We start from the raw sequence: 17,091 nt of genomic DNA, 5'->3' as shown, positions 1-17,091 counted from the left end.
GCGGTCCGGGGTTCCGGGCCGGCCGGCGATGACCCCATCATCACGCTGACGCGCCCGCGTCGGCCCACGGCTCTGCGACGGAAGGACCGCCGTGACGGCACCAACCGCAGCCCCAACCACCGCCACGAACCGGGATCCGGTCCAGTTCACCGGCTTCCCGGCACTGCGCGCCGAGGTCCGGGCGGCCCTCGCCCGGCCGGCCCGGCAGCAGCCGCCGTGGCCCGACGAGGAGGAGGTGCGCGCCGCCCGCCTGGAGCTGGCCGCGCGCCCTCCCCTGGTCACCGCCGAGGAGGTCGACCGGCTCACCGAGGAGCTGGCCGCGGTCGCCCGCGGTGAGGCATTCCTGCTGCAGGGCGGCGACTGCGCCGAGACCTTCGCCGACAACACCGAGGCGCACCTGCGCGGCAACCTCGCCACGATCCGGGCCATGGCCGCCACCGTCGGCGGGCCCACCGGCCTGCCGATCGTGCTCGTCGGCCGGCTGGCCGGTCAGTTCGCCAAGCCCCGCTCGTCCGACGTGGACGCCCTGGGCCTGCCCGCATACCGCGGCGACATCGTCAACGGCTTCGACCCGGATCCGGCCGCCCGCACGCCTCGGCCCCAGCGCCTGCTCGCCGCCTACGCCCACGCGGCGAGCGCGCTGAACCTGGTCCGGGCGCTGCGTGCCGGCCCGCCGGTGTACGCCAGCCACGAGGCGCTGCTGCTCGACTACGAGCAGGCCCTGCTCCGGGTGGACGGCGCGGCCGAGCGGCCGCGCCTGTTCGCCGCGTCCGGCCACATGCTGTGGGTCGGCGAGCGGACCCGGCAGCTGGACGGCGCGCACGTCGCGCTCGCCGAGCTGATCGCCAACCCGATCGGGCTGAAGCTCGGCCCGGGCACCACGCCGGAGCAGGCGGTGCAGTACGTGCGGCGGCTGGACCCGCAGCGCCGGCCGGGCCGACTCACGCTCATCGCCCGCATGGGCCACCGGCGCATCCGCGAGCTGCTGCCGCCGATCATCGCCGCGGTGACCGCCACCGGGCACCAGGTGATCTGGCAGAACGACCCGATGCACGGCAACACCCACGAGTCCGCGTCCGGCTACAAGACCCGCCGGTTCGAGCACATCGTGGAGGAGGTGCACGGCTTCTTCGCGGTGCACCGCCGCATGGGCACCCACCCCGGCGGCATCCACCTGGAGTTCACCGGTGACGACGTGACCGAGTGCCTGGGCGGCCCGCAACCGCTCACCGAGGCCGACCTGCCCGGGCGCTACGAGACCGCCTGCGACCCGCGGCTCAACCGCGCGCAGGCGGCCGTCCTGGCCGCGCGGCTCGCGGAGCTGATCCGTGGCTGAGCCGCCGGCCATCAGCGGGCGGACCCGGCTGTTCGCGGTGCTCGGCGATCCGGTGCTCCAGGTGCGCGCGCCCGCGCTGGTCAACGCGCTGTTCGCCCGCCTGGGCCACGACGGTGTCCTGGTCCCGGTGCAGGTCGGCCCGGCCGACTTCGAGACCGTGCTCGCCGGCCTGCGCCGCATCGGCAACCTGGACGGCCTGCTGGTCACCGTGCCGCACAAGTTCGCCGCGCGAGCGCTGGCCGACCGGGTCAGCCCGGCCGCGGCCGCCGCCGGCAGCGTCAACGCCCTGCGGCGGGAGGCCGGCGGCGGCTGGTACGGCGACAACTTCGACGGCGCCGGCTTCGTCGCCGGGCTGCGCCACGCGGGCGTGGACCCGCGCGGGCGGACGGTGCTGCTGGCCGGCGCGGGCGGAGCCGGCAGCTCGATCGCGCCCGCCCTGCTCGACGCCGGGGTGGCGGCCCTGCGCCTGTGCGAGCCGGACCCGGACCGCCGCGACGCGGTGCGGCGGCGGCTGGCCCGGCACTGGCCCGGCCGCGTCACCGCGACGGCGCTGCCCGTGCTCGACGGCGTGGACCTCGCCGTCAACGCCACCCCGCTCGGGCTGCGGCCGGCCGACCCGCTGCCGTTCGACCCGGCCGGCCTGCCCGGCCACGCGGTGGTGGCCGACATCATCATGCAGCCGCACACCACCGCGCTGCTGCGCGCGGCCCGGGCGCGCGACCTCACAGTGCACCACGGCCATCACATGCTCGACTTCCAGATCGACGCATATCGCCGCTTCTTCGGCCTTGACCTCCCCGAACATCCCGAACATTAGGGGATCCTGTGGGGTCCCGGGCCACGGACGGCGCGGCCTACGGTCGATGGCGTTCACACCGCAGAGTGGAAAGGACGTCATCATGAACCGTCTTCCACGGCCGTGTCCCGGCCTGGGGACCGCATGAGCACGCCGGCCACGCGGCACACCGCGATCGTCATCGGCGCCGGCATCGCCGGGCTCGCCGCGGCTCGCGTGCTGGCCGATCGCTTCCCGGAGGTGATCGTCCTCGACCGCGACGAGCTGCCGGACTCGGCCCGGCCCCGCAAGGGGGTGCCGCAGGGTCAGCACTCGCACATCCTGCTGGCCGCCGGGCAGCAGGCGCTCGAACAGATCTTCCCCGGCCTGCTCGAGGAGCTGCGCTCCGCCGGCGCGCTCGACTTCGACTCGGGCCGGGATCTGCATCTCTACCGCCTCGGCGCGGCGTGGGCGCCGGTGACCACCGGGCTGCCGTTCGTCTCGCTGACCCGGCCGCTGCTGGAGTACACCATGCGGCAGCAGCTGCGGCGCCGGCCGCAGGTGCGGTTCCTCGCCGCGACCGCGGTGTCGGCGCTCACCGGCTCCGGCGACCGGATCGGCGGGGTGCGGCTGGACGACGGCCGGACCCTCGACGCCGACCTGGTCGTGGACGCCTCCGGGCGGGGCAGCCGCTCCGACCGGTGGCTGGCCGACCTGGGCTGGGCGGTCCCGGCGCTGGAGGAGGTCAAGGTGTACGTCGGCTACGTGAGCCGGCTGTACCGGCGCACGCCCGGCGACCTCGGGGTGCCGGCCGCGTTCGTGCAGCCGACCCCGCCCGCGGGCAAGCGCATCGGCGCCGCGCTGGCCGTCGAGGACGACCGGTGGCTCGTCTCCGTCGGCGGCTGGCACGGCGAGTACCCCGCCGCGGACGAGACCGGCTTCGCCCTGCACGCCGAGAGCCTGCCGGATCCTGTCATCGCCGAGCTGACCCGCAAGGCCGAGCCGCTGAGCGAGCCGGTGGGCTACTCCTTCCCGTCCAACCGGCGGCGGCGCTTCGAGGAACTCGAGGCGGTGCCCGGCGGCTACGTCACCGTCGGGGACGCGGTGTGCAGCTTCAACCCGCTCTACGGCCAGGGCATGACGGTCGCGGCGCAGTCGGCGCTGGCGCTGGGCCGCATCGTCGACCTGGACGGTCCCTTCGACGCCGACCGGGCGCGGCAGTTCTACCGCGACGCGGCCGGCATCGCGCTGATCCCCTGGCTGGCCGCGCTGAGCGGCGACTTCGACTACGCGCAGACCACCGGGACCGCACCGCCCGCCGCCGCGCTGTTCTCCCGGTACTCCACCCAGGTGCAGCTGGCCGCGCAGGTGTCCGGGACGGTGCGCGCCGCGGTGCTGCGCGTGCAGCACCTGCTCGCCCCGCCGACGTCGCTGTGGCTGCCGGACCTCGTCGCGGAGGTCGCGCGCCAGGCCCGCCACGCCGAGCCGGACGCCGAGCCCGCGTTCGGGCACGGTGCCTTCGGCCGCCCGCTGTGGACCGAGCACGACCGGCACGCGGAGCGGATCCGGCACGCCCTGCGCACCGCCGGCCTGCCGGAGCTCACCGACGAGCAGGCCGGCTTCGCGGTCGAGGGCGGCGCCCCGATCCTGGCCGCCAGCCTGGACAACCGGGCCGCGGACTACGTCGAGCCGATCACCGCGGCCGGCTACGGGGTCACCGCCGACCCGCAGGACCCGCTGCTGCTGCTGGTCGAGCCCCGCTGAGGGGCCGGTCAGGACACCGGGAGCGGCTCGCGCGTGGCTTCGGTGTCGTAGCGGCGGCGCGCCTGGGTGATCTGGGCACGGTTGCGCTCCGCCCACTCCATCAGCTGCAGGAACGACTCGTAGAGCTCCCGCGCCGGGTCGGTGAGGGTGTACACCACCTTCGGCGGCACGGTCGGATAGACGGTGCGCTCGATGAGGCCGTCGCGCTCAAGGCTGCGCAGCGTCAGGGTGAGCATGCGCCGGCTGATGCCCTCGATGGCGCGCTCCAGCTCGGTGAAGCGGATCGGCCCGGGGGCCGCCGCGATGACGATCTGGATGCTCCACTTCCCGCTCACCCGCTCCAGGACCTCGCGGACCGGGCACGGCGCCGCCGGCTCGCCGATCGGTGCGGCCGGCTCCCGTTCCACAGTGACACCGGTGTTACTCCGGGACATCAAAGTGCCTCCTTCCGCCCGACCACCATGGTTACAGACGATGGAGGGGGTAACAAGTCGTTCCCCATGGGCCGCGCAATACAGCCAGCAATGACACCGAGAGAGGAAGAGAGATGGGAGAGGTCGCGACCGCGACCGTGGGTCGGCAGGGCGGTACCGCCGCGCCGAAGATGGCGCTCCTCGCGTTCTGCATGCTGATCTTCTCGATCGACTACAACATCGTCTACGTCGCCCTGCCGGAGATCGGCAAGGAGGTCGGGTTCTCCGCCCAGTCGCTGCAGTGGGTCGTCAGCGCCTACTCGGTCGGCCTGGGCGGCCTGCTGCTGCTGGGCGGCCGCGCGGCGGACCGGCTGGGCGCGCGGCGGCTGCTCGTCGTGGCGCTGCTGCTCTACTCCGTGGCCTCGCTGGTCGGCGGCGTCGCCACCGGCGCCGGGACGCTGGTCGGCGCCCGGGTCGTGCAGGGCATCGGCGGAGCCCTGCTCTTCCCGGCCACGCTGTCGCTCATCGCCACCAACTTCACCGAGGGTCCGCAGCGCAACAAGGCCTTCGCGTGGTGGGGCACCGCGGGTGCGTCCGGCGCGATCGTCGGCGCCATGCTGGGCGGCCTGCTCACCAACTACCTCGGCTGGCGGTGGGTGTTCTTCGCCAACATCCCGCTGTGCGTGGTGGCCGTGGTCGGCGCGCTCACGCTGCTCGCCGCCGACACACGGCGGGAGCAGGGCGCCGGCCGCTTCGACATCCCCGGCGCGCTGGTCGCCACCGCGGCCATCACGCTGCTGGTGTTCGGCCTCATCGGCGGCCCCACGTATCACTGGGACTCGCCGGTGGTGATCGGCACGCTGGTCGCCGGCGCGGTCCTGCTCGCGCTGTTCTTCGTCATCGAGCGGCTCAGCCGGGATCCGCTGGCCCCGGCGCGGCTGTTCACGGTGCGCTCCCTGGTCATCGCGATGGCCATCATCTTCGTGTTCCAGGGCGCGATCAACACGCTGCACTACCTGTTCTTCATCGACATCCAGGACGTGCTGGGGTACAACCCGCTGCAGGCCGGCCTGGCGTTCCTGCCGATGAGCGCGTTCGCGATGATCGGCTCCAACCGGCTGCTGCCGTTCCTGCTGGGCAAGCTGGGCGCCCGGGCCGTGCTGTTCATCGGCATGCTCGGCGTCGGCGCGTCGATGATCGTGCTGGCCGCGACCATGACCACCGACCGGTCCTACTGGGTGCTGCTGCCCGCGGTGCTGCTGTGGGGCCTGTTCGCGGGCATGCTGTACCCGGCGATGTTCATGACGGCCGGCTCCGGCGTGGCGCCGACCGAGCAGGGCGTGGCCTCCGGGCTCGCCCAGACCGCGGCCCAGCTCGGCGGCGCGATGGGCATGGCGGCGCTCATCGCCGTGGCGAACATCGGCCTCGACCTGAGCGACGGGGCGGTCAACCCGGTCTCGGAGGTGCTCGACGGCCTGAAGACGTCATCGCTCTTCGGCGGCATCGCCGTCGTGGTGGCGGCGTTCCTGGCGTTCCTCATCCCGGGCGCCGCGCCGGCGGCCGGCGAGGCCGCCGAGTCGCAGGACGTGCCGCCCACCGAGACGTTGGGCGAGGCCGCCGCCGTCCAGTAGGTCCGGCGCGACGAACAACCGGTGCGGCCCGGGCGGTGACTCCACCGCCCGGGCCGCACCGTTCGCGGTTCAGGCCGCCGTCCGCGCCAGGGCCAGCTGATCGGCCAGGTCCCGCACCAGCGCGGCCACGCCGGTCGCCTCGCGCGCCCCGCCGAACACGTAGAAGTCGGGCCGCACCAGCACCGCCACCGACCTCGTCTCGGCGAGGTAGGGCAGATAGACGCCGTCGAGGTCGACCACGGCGTCCGGATCGGCCGGCGCGGCACCGGGCGGCACCAGGTGCACCACGTGGGCGCCGAGGTGGTCCAGCACCGCCGCGGCCGGCTCGTCCAGCAGCTGCCGCGGCTCCTCCCGGCACAGCAGCACGAAGCCGTACCCCACCAGATCGTCGAACAGGCCGGTCCGCGTGCCGCGGGCCACCCGGCCCTGCGGCGAGAGCTGCCCCGCGGGCGGGATCCGGTTGCCGCCGGTCCGGCGCAGCAGGCCCGCGGTGAGCGCCTGGACGGCGGCCCGCGGCTGCCCCGCGGACAGTCCCCGCTCCCGGGCGGTCAGCATCGACACGTCCCGGTCGGCGGCGGCCCGCGGGTCGGTCAGGCAGATCACCTTGCCGAGGTTGACCGACATGGTGATCGCGTGTCGCACGTGGGCCGAGCGCTCGGCGGCGTACGTGTCCAGCAGCGGCGCGCCGGCCCGCCCGCCCAGCACCGTGTCGAGCTTCCACGCCAGGTTGGCCGCGTCCCGGAACCCCGAGCACATCCCCTGACCGGCGAACGGCGGCATCAGGTGCGCGGCGTCGCCCGCGATGAGCAGCCGGCCGGCCCGCCAGTGCCGCGCCAGCCGCGCCTGGAAGCGGTAGACCGCATGGCGCTTCAGGACGGCGTTGTCCGGGGTGATGCCGAACAGCTCCAAGAGCCGCCACGCGTGGCCCTCGGTGTCGAACTCCTCCGGGTCCTCCCCGTCGAGCAGCATGAACTCCCAGCGACGGTGCCCGGGACCGGCCGAGACCGCGGTGCGCGGCCGGGCCGGGTCGCACACCTGCAGGTTGTTCGGGCGGAACGGCCGCCCGTCGCGGACCACCGTGTCGCAGATCAGCCAGTCGTGGGCGAAGCCGAAGTCGACGCTGCCCTCCGGCAGGTACCGGCGCACGGTGCTGTTCGCGCCGTCGCACCCCACCACCCAGCGGGCGCTCACCCGGGTGAGCTCCCCGTCGCCGGCGCGGATGTCGACCCGCACCGCGTCCGCCTCCTCGTGCAGGCCCACCACCTCGCAGCCCCGCCGCACGCGCAGGTTCGGCAGCAGCTCGGCCCGCCGCGACAGGGCCGCCTCCAGCCCCGGCTGGTACATCGACGTGGAGTCCGGCCACACGCACCGGCCCAGCGGCGACGCGTCGATGTGCAGCAGCACGTCGCCGGCGCCGTTCTGCCAGCTGTACTCGCCGGACGGCTCGCCGAACTCGGCGAGATGCGCGCCGACGCCCGCCTCGGCGAGGATCCGGCCCGCCTCGCTGTCGAAGGCGACCGCCCGCGGCATCGGATAGGGTCGCGGCCACCGCTCGACGACCGTCACCCGCCACCCGCGCTGCGCCAGCAGGATCGACAGGACCTGCCCCACCGGGCCGTAGCCGACGACGAGGACGTCCGCCTCGCTCATCCGGCGGTTCCGATCAGCCGGTCCGGGCGCAGGATGCCGGCCGTGACGGCGGCGAACTCGTCGGTCTTCACCAGGACCCGGACCTGCTCCACGCCGTCGTCGACGCGGGTGTACCGCCGCCCGATCAGGGTCTGCTGGCCGTTGTCGTGCGCCCGGCCGCGGATCAGCGTCTCGGCGATGGTGAGCTCGCGGGCGTACGCCCGCAGGTCCGGATCGCCCGGCCACTCCGACAGGTCCCGCTCGAGGTCGAGGAAGCGGTACGTGGGCTGCCAGGCGCCGTCGCGCGGGCGGCGGTGCAGCACCCACGCGCCGCCGTCCGGTTCGAGCCGGAACCAGCTGCCGTACTGCTGCTGCTCCCCCGGCTCGAACCGGATGGGCTCGATGAAGGACGGCCCGGCGAAGCCGACGTCCACGATCCACCGCGCGCCGTCCAGCCCGACCACGTGGAACATGTGTTCGCGCTGCGGCCCGAACGCGCCGTTGGCCATCCGCACGCCCGCCGACATGATCACCACGTCGAACCCCAGCCGGCGCAGCAGCTCGCGGAACAGCCCGCTGATCTCGTGGCACACCCCGCCCCGGCCGCCGGCGACGACCTGGTCGAAGACGGCGTCGAGGTCGATGTCCACCCCCTCCCAGATGTCCAGGCCGCGGGCGGCGTTGAGGGCGTTGTCGAAGGGGATGGTCATCATGTGCCGCTTGTGCAGCTCGCGCAGCAGGTCGGGGGACGGCCGGCGCGGCCCGGTGTGGCCGAGCCGGTCGAGGTACACGTCGACGTCGAACATCGTGCTCCTTCCGGTGGGTTTCAGGTGGAGGCCTTGTCGAGCAGGGTGCGCAGGTGCTCGACGAGCAGCGCCGGCGAGGGGTGGTCGAACAGGAGCATCGCCGGCAGCTCCAGCCCGGTGTCCGCGGCGAGCCGGTCGCGCAGCTCGACCGCGGTCAGTGAGGTGAACCCGACGTCGAAGAAGCCGGCCTCGGCCTCCACCGCGGCCGCGTCGTCGTGGCCGAGGATCTCGGCCGCGGCGGAGCGGACCAGGTCGAGCAGGACCGCCTCCTGTTCGGCGGCGTCGAGCCCGGCGAGCCGCGCGCGCAGCCCCGCGCCGCCGTCGCCGGCGGGCCGGTCGGCGCCGTCCTGCGGCGCGTCCTCGACCGGCTCGCCGTCGATGCGTTCGGCGTCGATGCGTTCGGTCTCGATGCGCTCGGTCTCGATGCGCTCGGTGTCGTCGACCATGTCGCTGTCGCCTCGATTCGGGTACGGAGCGTCGAGCCAGTACCGCCGACGCTGGAACGGGTACAACGGCAGGTCGACCCGCTCGCCGCGGGGCACGACGGCCGGCCAGTCGACGGTGCGGCCGCCGGCGAACAGCCGCCCGGCGGCCTCGAGCACGCCGCGCGCGTCGCCGCGGTCGCGGCGCAGCGCGGCCACGAGCGCGACGCCGGTGTCCGGCAGCGCCCCCGCGGCCAGCGCGGTCAGCACCCCGCCCGGGCCGACCTCCAGGAACGTGCGGGCGCCCGCCTCGTGCGCCGCCGCGACGGCATCGGCGAAGCGCACCGGCTCGCGGACCTGCCGCACCCAGTAGGCGGGGTCGGCCAGTTCGTCCTGCGCCACGGGCCGGCCGGTGAGCGTGGAGACCAGCGGCAGCGTGGGCGGGCGCACGGTGACCGAGGCCGCCACCGCGTGGAACAGGTCCAGGATCGGATCCATGAGCGGCGAGTGGAACGCGTGCGACGTCGCCAGCCGCCGGGTGCGCACGCCGCGCTCGTTGAGCCCGTCGGACACCGCCCGCAGCTCGGCCTCCGGGCCGGAGAGCACGACCGAGGACGGACCGTTCACCGCGGCGACGGCCAGCCGGTCCTCCCGCCCGGCCAGCAGCGCCGCGGCCTCCTGCTCGCCCACGGCGATCGCGAGCATCGCGCCGCCCGGCGGCAGGGACTGCATCAGCGCGCCGCGGGCAGCGACCAGCCGGGCCGCGTCGGCCAGGGTGAGCGCGCCGGCGACGTGGGCCGCGGCGAACTCGCCGACCGAGTGCCCGGCCACCAGGTCGGGGACAATGCCCCAGGACTCCAGCAGGCGGTACAGGGCCACCTCGACGGCGAACAGCGCCGGCTGGGTGAACCCGGTCCGGTCCAGCAGCGCCGAGCCCTCCGAGCCGGGCAGCGCGAACACGACCTCCGCCAGCGGCCGCTCGAGGAGCGGGTCGAGCTCCGCGGCGACCCGGTCGAACGCGTCGGCGAAGACCGGGTAGGCGGCCGAGAGCCCGGCACCCATCCCGGCGTACTGCGCGCCCTGCCCGGTGAACAGCACGGCCAGCGCGCCCTGCCCGGCCGGTCCGGTGAGCACGTCGGGGTCCGGCTCGCCCCGGGCCAGGTCGCGCAGCCGCGCGGCGGCTCCCGGCCGGTCGGTGGCCAGCACGACCGCGCGGTGGCTCAGCGCGGCCCGGCCCGCCGACGACCAGGCCACGTCCCGCAGCGCCGGCGCGGAGTCCCCGTCGAGCAGCTCCGCGAGCCCGGCCGCCCGGGCCCGCAGCGCCGCGACCGAGGCGGCGGAGAGCACCAGCGGCACCGGGCCGGGCTCCGCTGCGCCGGGCGCGCCGGCCGGGTCGGGGCCGGGCGGCGGCGCCTGCTCCAGGATCACGTGCGCGTTGGTGCCGCTGATGCCGAAGGAGCTGACCGCGGCCCGTCGCGGCCGGTCGCCGGCCGGCCAGTCCCGGGCCTCGGTGAGCAGCCGCAGGCCGCCGGTCCAGTCGACGTGCGGCGTCGGCGGGTCCGCGTGCAGCGTGGGCGGCAGCGTCCCGCGCCGCAGCGCCTCCACCGTCTTGACGATCCCCAGCACCCCGGCCGCGGCCTGGGCGTGCCCGATGTTGGACTTGAGCGAGCCGAGCCAGACCGGGTGCTCCGCCGAGTGGGCCGCACCGTACACCGCGGCGAGCGCCTGCGCCTCGATCGGGTCGCCGAGGGCGGTGCCGGTGCCGTGGCCCTCGATCGCCTGGACGTCCCCCGGGGTCAGCCCGGCCGCGGCCAGCGCGGCCCGGATGACCCGCTGCTGCGCCGGGCCGTTCGGGGCGGTGAGCCCGTTGGAGGCGCCGTCCTGGTTGACCGCCGAGCCGCGCACCACGGCCAGCACGCGGTGGCCGTTGGCGAGGGCGTCGGACAGCCGCTCGACGACGAGCACGCCCGCGCCCTCCGACCAGACCGTGCCGTCGGCGCCCGCACCGTACGCGCGGCACACCCCGTCGCGGGCGAGCCCCTGCTGCCGGGAGAACTCGACGAACGGCGCCGGCGTGGCCATGACCGTGACCCCGCCGACCAGCGCCAGGTCGCACTCCTGCCCGCGCAGCGCGCCGCCGGCCAGGTGCAGCGCGACCAGCGACGAGGAGCACGCGGTGTCGAGGGTCACGGCGGGCCCGACCAGGCCGAAGGTGTAGGCGATCCGGCCGGAGATGACGCTGCCGGAGTTGCCGACGCCGAGGAAGCCCTCCAGCTCGGGCGGGACGCGCCGCAGCCGGGAGGCGTAGTCGTGGTACATGGCGCCGGTGTAGACGCCCACCCGCTGCCCGTGCAGCGTCTGCGGGTCGATGCCGGCCTGCTCCAGCGCTTCCCAGGTGACCTCCAGCAGCAGCCGCTGCTGCGGATCGGTGGCCAGCGCCTCCCGGGGCGCGATGCCGAAGAAGCCGGCGTCGAAGTCGGCGGCCTCGTGCAGGAAGCCGCCGTGGGTGACGTACGTCCGGCCCGGCCGCTGCGGGTCGGGATCGTAGAGCCCCTCGACGTCCCAGCCGCGATCGGCCGGGAACGGCGAGACCGCGTCCGTCCCGTCCGCGACCAGCCGCCACAGCCCGTCCGGGGTCGACACCCCGCCGGGCGCCCGGCAGGCCATGCCGACGATCGCCACGGGCTCGTCCCGGGCGGCCGTGAGCCGGGCGTTGTCCAGCCGAAGCCGTTCGTTGTCGAGCAACGCCGCGCGCAGCGCCTCGACGACGGTGTCCTGCGATGGTGACATGCGACCTCCTCGGTACGGCGGGGGTCACGCCCCGCGGCCGCCCAGCGCCCGGGCGACCAGCTCATCCACGTCCATCTCGGCGATCTGCTCCGACCGGTCGGCCACGGCCGCCGGCGCGGGTGCCGCCTGCGGTGCCGGGCCCGCCGGGGCCGGCACGCGCCGAGGCAGCAGCGTCAGCAGCGGGTCGAGCACGCCGAGCGCGCGCAGCCGCTCCAGCGGCACCTCGGCCAGGACCCGGCGCAGCTCGCCCTCTTGCGCGGCCGCGTCCGTCCCGCCCGCGGCGGCGGCGACCTCGTGCAGCAGCAGCCGGGCCACCGCGGCCGGGGTCGGGTGATCGAACACCAGCGTCGCCGGCAACACCACCCCCGCCACCGCCGACAACCGGTTGCGCAGCTCCACCGCCGCCAGCGAATCCACCCCCAGCTCCTGAAACGCCTGCCCGGCACCGACCGCCCCCGCCCCACCGGCACCCAGCACCACCGCCGTCTCCCCCCGCACCAGCTCCACCACCACCCGCTCCCGCTCCGCACCACCCAGCCCGGCCAGCCGCTGCGCCAGGCTGCGGCCCGGCCCGCCGCCGCGGCCGGCCGGGACGAGGCCGCGCAGCAGGGGCGGCACCGGCCCGGCGGGCGAGCGGCGCAGCGCGGCGAGGTCGAAGGCGGCCGGCACGGTCACCGCGTCGGCGCCGGACAGCGCGGCGTCGAACAGTGCGAGCGCCTCCGCCGGCTCGAGCGCCACCAGGCCGCTGCGGCGCGCCCGGGCCGCGTCGGAGCGGGCCAGGCCGCCGGCCATGCCCGCGGCCTGGTCCCACAGCCCCCAGGCGAGCGAGGTCGCGGGCCGGCCCGCGGCCCGCCGGTGCGCGGCCAGGGCGTCGAGGAAGGCGTTGGCCGCGGCGTAGTTGGCCTGCCCGGCGCTGCCGAGCGTGCCGGCGATCGAGGAGAACAGCACGAACGCGGCCAGGTCCGCCCCGGCGGTCAGCTCGTGCAGGTGCCAGGCCGCGTCCGCCTTCGGCCGCAGCACGGCGGCGAGCCGATCCGGGTCGAGCCCGGCCAGCACCGCGTCGTCGAGCACGCCGGCCGTGTGGACGACGGCGGACAGCGGCGCGTCCTGCGGCACCGCGGCCAGCAGGTCGGCCAGGGCGGAGCGGTCGGCCACGTCGGCGGCCACGAGGTCGGCCCGGGCGCCCAGCGCGGACAGGTCGGCCCGCAGGTCCGCCGCGCCGGGTGCGCCGGCGCCGCGGCGGGAGACCAGCAGCAGCCGGCGTACCCCGTGCTCGGTCACGAGGTGCCGGGCGACCAGCGCGCCCAGGGCGCCGGTGCCGCCGGTCACGAGGACCGTGCCGCCGCCGAACCGGGCGGGGCCCGGCTCCGCCGCCGCGGTGGCCACCCGGGCCAGCCGCGGCGCGTGCGCCTCGCCGCCGCGCACGGCCAGCTGCGGCTCGTCGCCCGCCGCCGCCGCGTCGAGCAGCGCCGCCGACACGGGGGTGTCGTCGATGTCGAGGAGCACGACGCGCCCCGGGTGCTCCAGCTGGGCCGCCCGGGCCACGCCCCAGACCGCGGCCGCCGCCGGGTCGACGTCCTCGCCGGCGACCGCGACCGCCCGCCGGGTCAGCACGACGATCCGCTGCGGGCGGGCCGGCGCGTCCAGCAGCCAGTGCCGCAGCCGGCCCAGGACGTGGGCGGCCGCGGCGTGCGCGGCGGCCGGCAACGGCGCCTCCCCGCCGGCGGCGAGCACGACGACGTGCCGGGGCTCGGCGCCGGGTGCGGCATCGAGGCCGGGGAGCACGCCGCCGTCGACGGCCCAGTCGGGCGGCCCCGCAGCGGGTGGCAGCGTGAGTGCCGGCCAGTCCACGCGGTACAGGGCGCCGCGGCCGGCCGCGCGCAGTGCGCCGCCGACCGGACGCAGGAGCAGGCCGGCCACCGTGGCGACCGGCTCGCCCGCCGCGTCGGCCAGGTGCAGCGCCACGTCGGCGGGGCCCGGCCCGGGGCGCAGCCGCACCCGCAGCGCGGAACCGCCGGGCGCGTGCAGGCGCACGCCGCGCCAGGCGAAGGGCAGCGCCAGCCGGCCCGCGAGGACGGCGGTGGCGGGGCTGAACACGCACGCCTGCACCGCGGCGTCGAGCAGGGCCGGGTGCAGCGGGAAGTCGGCGGCCTCCGCGCTCGCCGCCGGCGGCAGTTCGACCTCCGCCAGGACCTCGTCGCCGTGCGTCCACACCCGCCGCAGCGCCTGGAACAGCGGACCGTAGCGCAGCCCGTCGGCCTCCCGCGCCGGGTAGAAGTCGTCCAGCGGCACCGGCACCGCCCCGGCGGGCGGCCACGGGTGCGGGGCGGCGACCGGCTCCGGGGCGTCGGCGGCCGGCGCGCTCAGCACGCCCGACGCCGCGGCGGTCCAGGCCGCGTCCTCGTGGTCGGGGCTGGTGTGCAGGGTGCAGGCGCGCCGGCCGGTGTCGTCCGGCTCGTCGACGACCAGCTGCAGGCGCAGGCCGCCGGTGCCGGGCACGACGACCGGCGTCTCGACGACGAACTCCTCGACGTGCCCGCCGACCTCCTCGGCCGCGCGCAGCGCCAGGCCGACCAGGGCCGCCCCGGGCACGACGAGCGCCCCGGCGACCACGTGGTCGGCCAGCCAGGGCTGCGCGGACCGGGACAGCCGGCCGGTGAGGACCAGCCCGCCGGAGTCGGCCCGCCGCAGCAGCGCGGGCAGCAGCGGATGCCCGGTGGCCTCCAGCCCCGCGGCCGGCGCCGCGCCGGCCCGGCCCTCGGCGCGCAGCCAGAACCGCCGGCGCTGGAACGCGTACAGCGGCAGCTCCACCGGCCGCCCGCCGGCCAGCAGCGGCGCGAACGTCACCTCGTGACCGCGGGCGTGCGCCTGCGCGACGGCGGTCAGCACGGCCTGCGGCTCGTCCCGGTCGGGCCGTAACGTCGCGAGGCAGGCGGTGCCGTCGTCCGGGACGCTCTGCCGGGCCAGGCCGGTGAGCACGCCGCCGGGCCCGAGCTCGAGGAAGGTGCGGGCGCCCGCCTCGTGCAGCGCGCGCACGGCGTCGGCGAAGCGCACCGCGTGCCGGGCCTGGCGCACCCAGTAGCCGGGGTCGGCGAGCTCGGCGCCGGACAGCGGCGCGCCCGTGCACGTCGACACGATCGGCACCGCCGGCTCGCGGAACTCGACGGTCGCGGCGACGCGGCGGTACCGCTCCAGCATCGGCTCCATCAGCGGCGAGTGGAACGCGTGCGACACGCTCAGCCGGCGGGTCCGCACGCCCTGGGCGGTCAGCTCCGCCGCCACCGCGAGGACGTCCTCCTGCACCCCGGACAGCACGACCGCCGACGCGGCGTTGACCGCCCCGATCGACACCCGCTCCGCGCGGCCGGCCAGCAGCGGGAGCACCGCGGCCTCCGGCGCCTCGACGGCGACCATCGCGCCGCCGGCCGGCAGCGCCTGCATCAGCCGGCCCCGGGCGGTGACCAGCCGCACGGCGCCGGGCAGCCCGATCGCCCCGGCGACGTGCGCGGCGGCGATCTCGCCGATCGAGTGACCGGCGACCAGGCCGGGGCGCAGCCCCCACGACTCCACCAGCCGGTACAGCGCCACCTCGACGGCGAACAGCGCGGGCTGGGTCCACTCGGTGCGGTCGATCGCCTCGGCGCCGACGGCGCCGAACACGACGTCGCGCAGCGAGACCGCGCCCCGCGCCTCGGCGTCGACCAGCGCGGCGATCTCGTCGAACGCGGCCGCGAACACGGGGAACGCGCGGTACAGCCCGGCGCCCATGCCCGCCCGCTGCGCGCCCTGCCCGGTGAACAGCAGCGCCACGGAGCCACCGGCCGCCGGCCGCTCGTCCTCCTCCGCCGCGAGGCCGCGCAACGCCGAGACGGCGGCGGGCCGGTCGGCCGCCAGGACCACCGCCCGGTGCGGCAGCCGGGCCCGGGTGGTGGCCAGTGAATAGGCGACGTCGCGCAGGTCCTCCACGCCGGCGTCGAGCCACGCCGCCAGGCGCCGCGCCTGGCCGCGCAGCCCCGCCGCGGAGCGGGCCGACACCACCAGCGGCACCGGCACGGCCGACGGCAGCGGTTCGGCCGGCGCGGCGGGGGCCGGCGCGGCGGGGGCCGGCGCGGCGGATGGCGTCGCGACGGCGGGGGCCTCCTCGATGATCACGTGGGCGTTCGTGCCGCTGACGCCGAAGGAGCTCACGCCGGCCCGCCGCGGCGTGCCGGTCCCGGCCGGCCAGGGCCGGGCCTCGGTGAGCAGCCGCACCCCGGCGGTCCAGTCGACGTGCTCGGAGCCGGGGTCGGCGTGCAGGGTGCGCGGCATCTCCTCGTGCCGCAGCGCCTCGACGATCTTGATCACTCCGGCCACGCCGGCGGCGGCCTGGGCGTGCCCGATGTTGGACTTGAGCGAGCCGAGCCACAGCGGCGGGCCGGACCGGCCGCGGCCGTACACCGAAATCAGCGCCTGGGCCTCGATCGGGTCGCCGAGGACGGTCGCGGTGCCGTGACCCTCCACCATGGACACGTCGGACGGCGCCAGGCCGGCACTGGCGAGCGCGGCCCGGATCACCCGCTGCTGCGAGGGGCCGTTCGGGGCGGTGAGCCCGTTGGAGGCGCCGTCCTGGTTGACCGCCGAGCCCCGCACCACGGCCAGGACGCGGTGCCCGTTGGCGATCGCGTCGCCGAGCCGCTCCAGCAGCAGCAGCGCGGCGCCCTCGGACCACACCGTCCCGTCGGCGCCGGCGCCGAACGCCCGGCACACCCCGTCGGGCGACAGCCCGCGCTGCCGGGAGAACTCCACGAACGCCGAGGGCAGCGCCATCACCGTCGCGCCGCCGGCGAGGGCCAGCTCGCACTCGCCGGCCCGCAGCGAGCGGGCCGCCAGGTGCAGCGCGACCAGCGACGAGGAGCAGGCCGTCTCGACCGTGACGGCCGGGCCCTCGAAGCCCAGGGTGTACGCGACGCGCCCGGTGGTCGCGCTGCCGGAGTTGCCGATGCCGAGGTACCCCTCGACGCCGTCCGGCACCGGCTGCAGATGGGGCGCGTAGTCGTGGTACATGACGCCGGCGAACACCCCGACCGGCCGGCCGCGCAGCGGGGACGGGTCGATCCCGCCGTGCTCGAACGCCTCCCACGCCGTCTCCAGCAGCAGCCGCTGCTGCGGGTTCATCGCCAGCGCCTCCCGCGGCGCGATGCCGAAGAACTCATGGTCGAACTCGGCGGCGTCGTGCAGGAACCCGCCCCGGGTCACGTAGGTGTGTCCGGCCCGGTCCGGGTCGGGGTCGTACAGCGCCTCGGTGTCCCAGCCGCGGTCGGCCGGGAACGCCGAGGTGGCGTCGACGCCGCCGGCGACGAGGTCCCACAGCTGCGCGGGGGTCGCCACGCCGCCGGGCAGGCGGCACGCCATCCCGACGATGGCGATCGGCTCGCGCTGCGCGGCCTCCACCTCGCGCAGCCGCGACGTGGTCTCGCGCAGCTCGCCGACGGCCCGCTTGAGGTACTCGCGCAACTTCGCTTCGTCGGACATTGCCACTCCTCACC

The 17,091-nt window shown here is 76.6% G+C and carries 7 protein-coding genes and 2 pseudogenes; 4 read left to right on the top strand and 5 right to left on the bottom strand.

The window, feature by feature from the left end; translation table 11 throughout:
* Window positions 1-91 precede the first annotated feature (91 nt).
* The 3 genes from ACQPXD_RS22690 to ACQPXD_RS22680 all read left to right on the top strand — a co-directional run bounded on the left by ACQPXD_RS22690 (window position 92) and on the right by ACQPXD_RS22680 (window position 3,875).
* On the top strand, window positions 92-1,336 hold the full coding sequence (locus ACQPXD_RS22690) for a 3-deoxy-7-phosphoheptulonate synthase (RefSeq protein ID WP_432841637.1): 1,245 nt from the start codon (window positions 92-94) through the stop codon (window positions 1,334-1,336).
* A complete protein-coding gene (locus ACQPXD_RS22685; RefSeq protein WP_432841635.1) occupies window positions 1,329-2,153 on the top strand; it encodes a shikimate dehydrogenase family protein in 825 nt (274 codons plus the stop codon). Before ACQPXD_RS22690 ends, ACQPXD_RS22685 begins: the two co-directional genes overlap by 8 nt.
* A 123-nt stretch (window positions 2,154-2,276) precedes the next feature.
* Window positions 2,277-3,875, top strand: a complete 1,599-nt coding sequence (locus tag ACQPXD_RS22680) for an NAD(P)/FAD-dependent oxidoreductase (protein WP_432841633.1) — start codon at window positions 2,277-2,279, stop codon at window positions 3,873-3,875.
* An 8-nt stretch (window positions 3,876-3,883) separates the two neighbouring features.
* On the opposite strand, the gene ACQPXD_RS22675 is transcribed toward ACQPXD_RS22680, so the two are convergent.
* Window positions 3,884-4,309 carry a winged helix-turn-helix transcriptional regulator gene (locus tag ACQPXD_RS22675; protein ID WP_432841631.1) on the bottom strand — a complete coding sequence of 142 codons (426 nt, stop codon included), beginning with the start codon at window positions 4,307-4,309 and terminating at the stop codon, window positions 3,884-3,886.
* Between the two features lie 113 nt (window positions 4,310-4,422).
* Between ACQPXD_RS22675 and ACQPXD_RS22670 the strand changes: the two genes are divergently transcribed.
* Window positions 4,423-5,919 (top strand): MFS transporter, encoded by a 1,497-nt coding sequence (locus ACQPXD_RS22670; protein ID WP_432841629.1) that lies wholly within the window; start codon window positions 4,423-4,425, stop codon window positions 5,917-5,919.
* A 69-nt stretch (window positions 5,920-5,988) separates the two neighbouring features.
* On the opposite strand, the gene ACQPXD_RS22665 is transcribed toward ACQPXD_RS22670, so the two are convergent.
* The 4 genes and pseudogenes from ACQPXD_RS22665 to ACQPXD_RS22650 all read right to left on the bottom strand — a co-directional run.
* On the bottom strand, window positions 5,989-7,569 hold the full coding sequence (locus ACQPXD_RS22665) for a bifunctional 3-(3-hydroxy-phenyl)propionate/3-hydroxycinnamic acid hydroxylase (protein ID WP_432841627.1): 1,581 nt from the start codon (window positions 7,567-7,569) through the stop codon (window positions 5,989-5,991).
* The gene (locus ACQPXD_RS22660) at window positions 7,566-8,354 is read right to left on the bottom strand and encodes an arylamine N-acetyltransferase family protein (RefSeq protein WP_432841625.1); all 789 of its coding nucleotides are present in this window, start codon (window positions 8,352-8,354) and stop codon (window positions 7,566-7,568) included. The genes ACQPXD_RS22665 and ACQPXD_RS22660 overlap by 4 nt, the downstream gene beginning before the upstream one ends.
* A gap of 20 nt (window positions 8,355-8,374) precedes the next feature.
* Window positions 8,375-11,533: pseudogene (locus tag ACQPXD_RS22655) on the bottom strand (type I polyketide synthase); the annotation flags it as partial.
* 57 nt (window positions 11,534-11,590) lie between these two features.
* Window positions 11,591-17,077: pseudogene (locus tag ACQPXD_RS22650) on the bottom strand (type I polyketide synthase); the annotation flags it as partial.
* Window positions 17,078-17,091 lie beyond the last annotated feature (14 nt).

It is taken from the genome of Dactylosporangium sp. CA-092794 (genome assembly GCF_050948465.1).
Taxonomy (GTDB): domain Bacteria; phylum Actinomycetota; class Actinomycetes; order Mycobacteriales; family Micromonosporaceae; genus Dactylosporangium.
The sequence above is the reverse complement of the archived record's forward strand: the minus strand, read 5'-3'. Positions and strand labels throughout refer to the sequence as shown.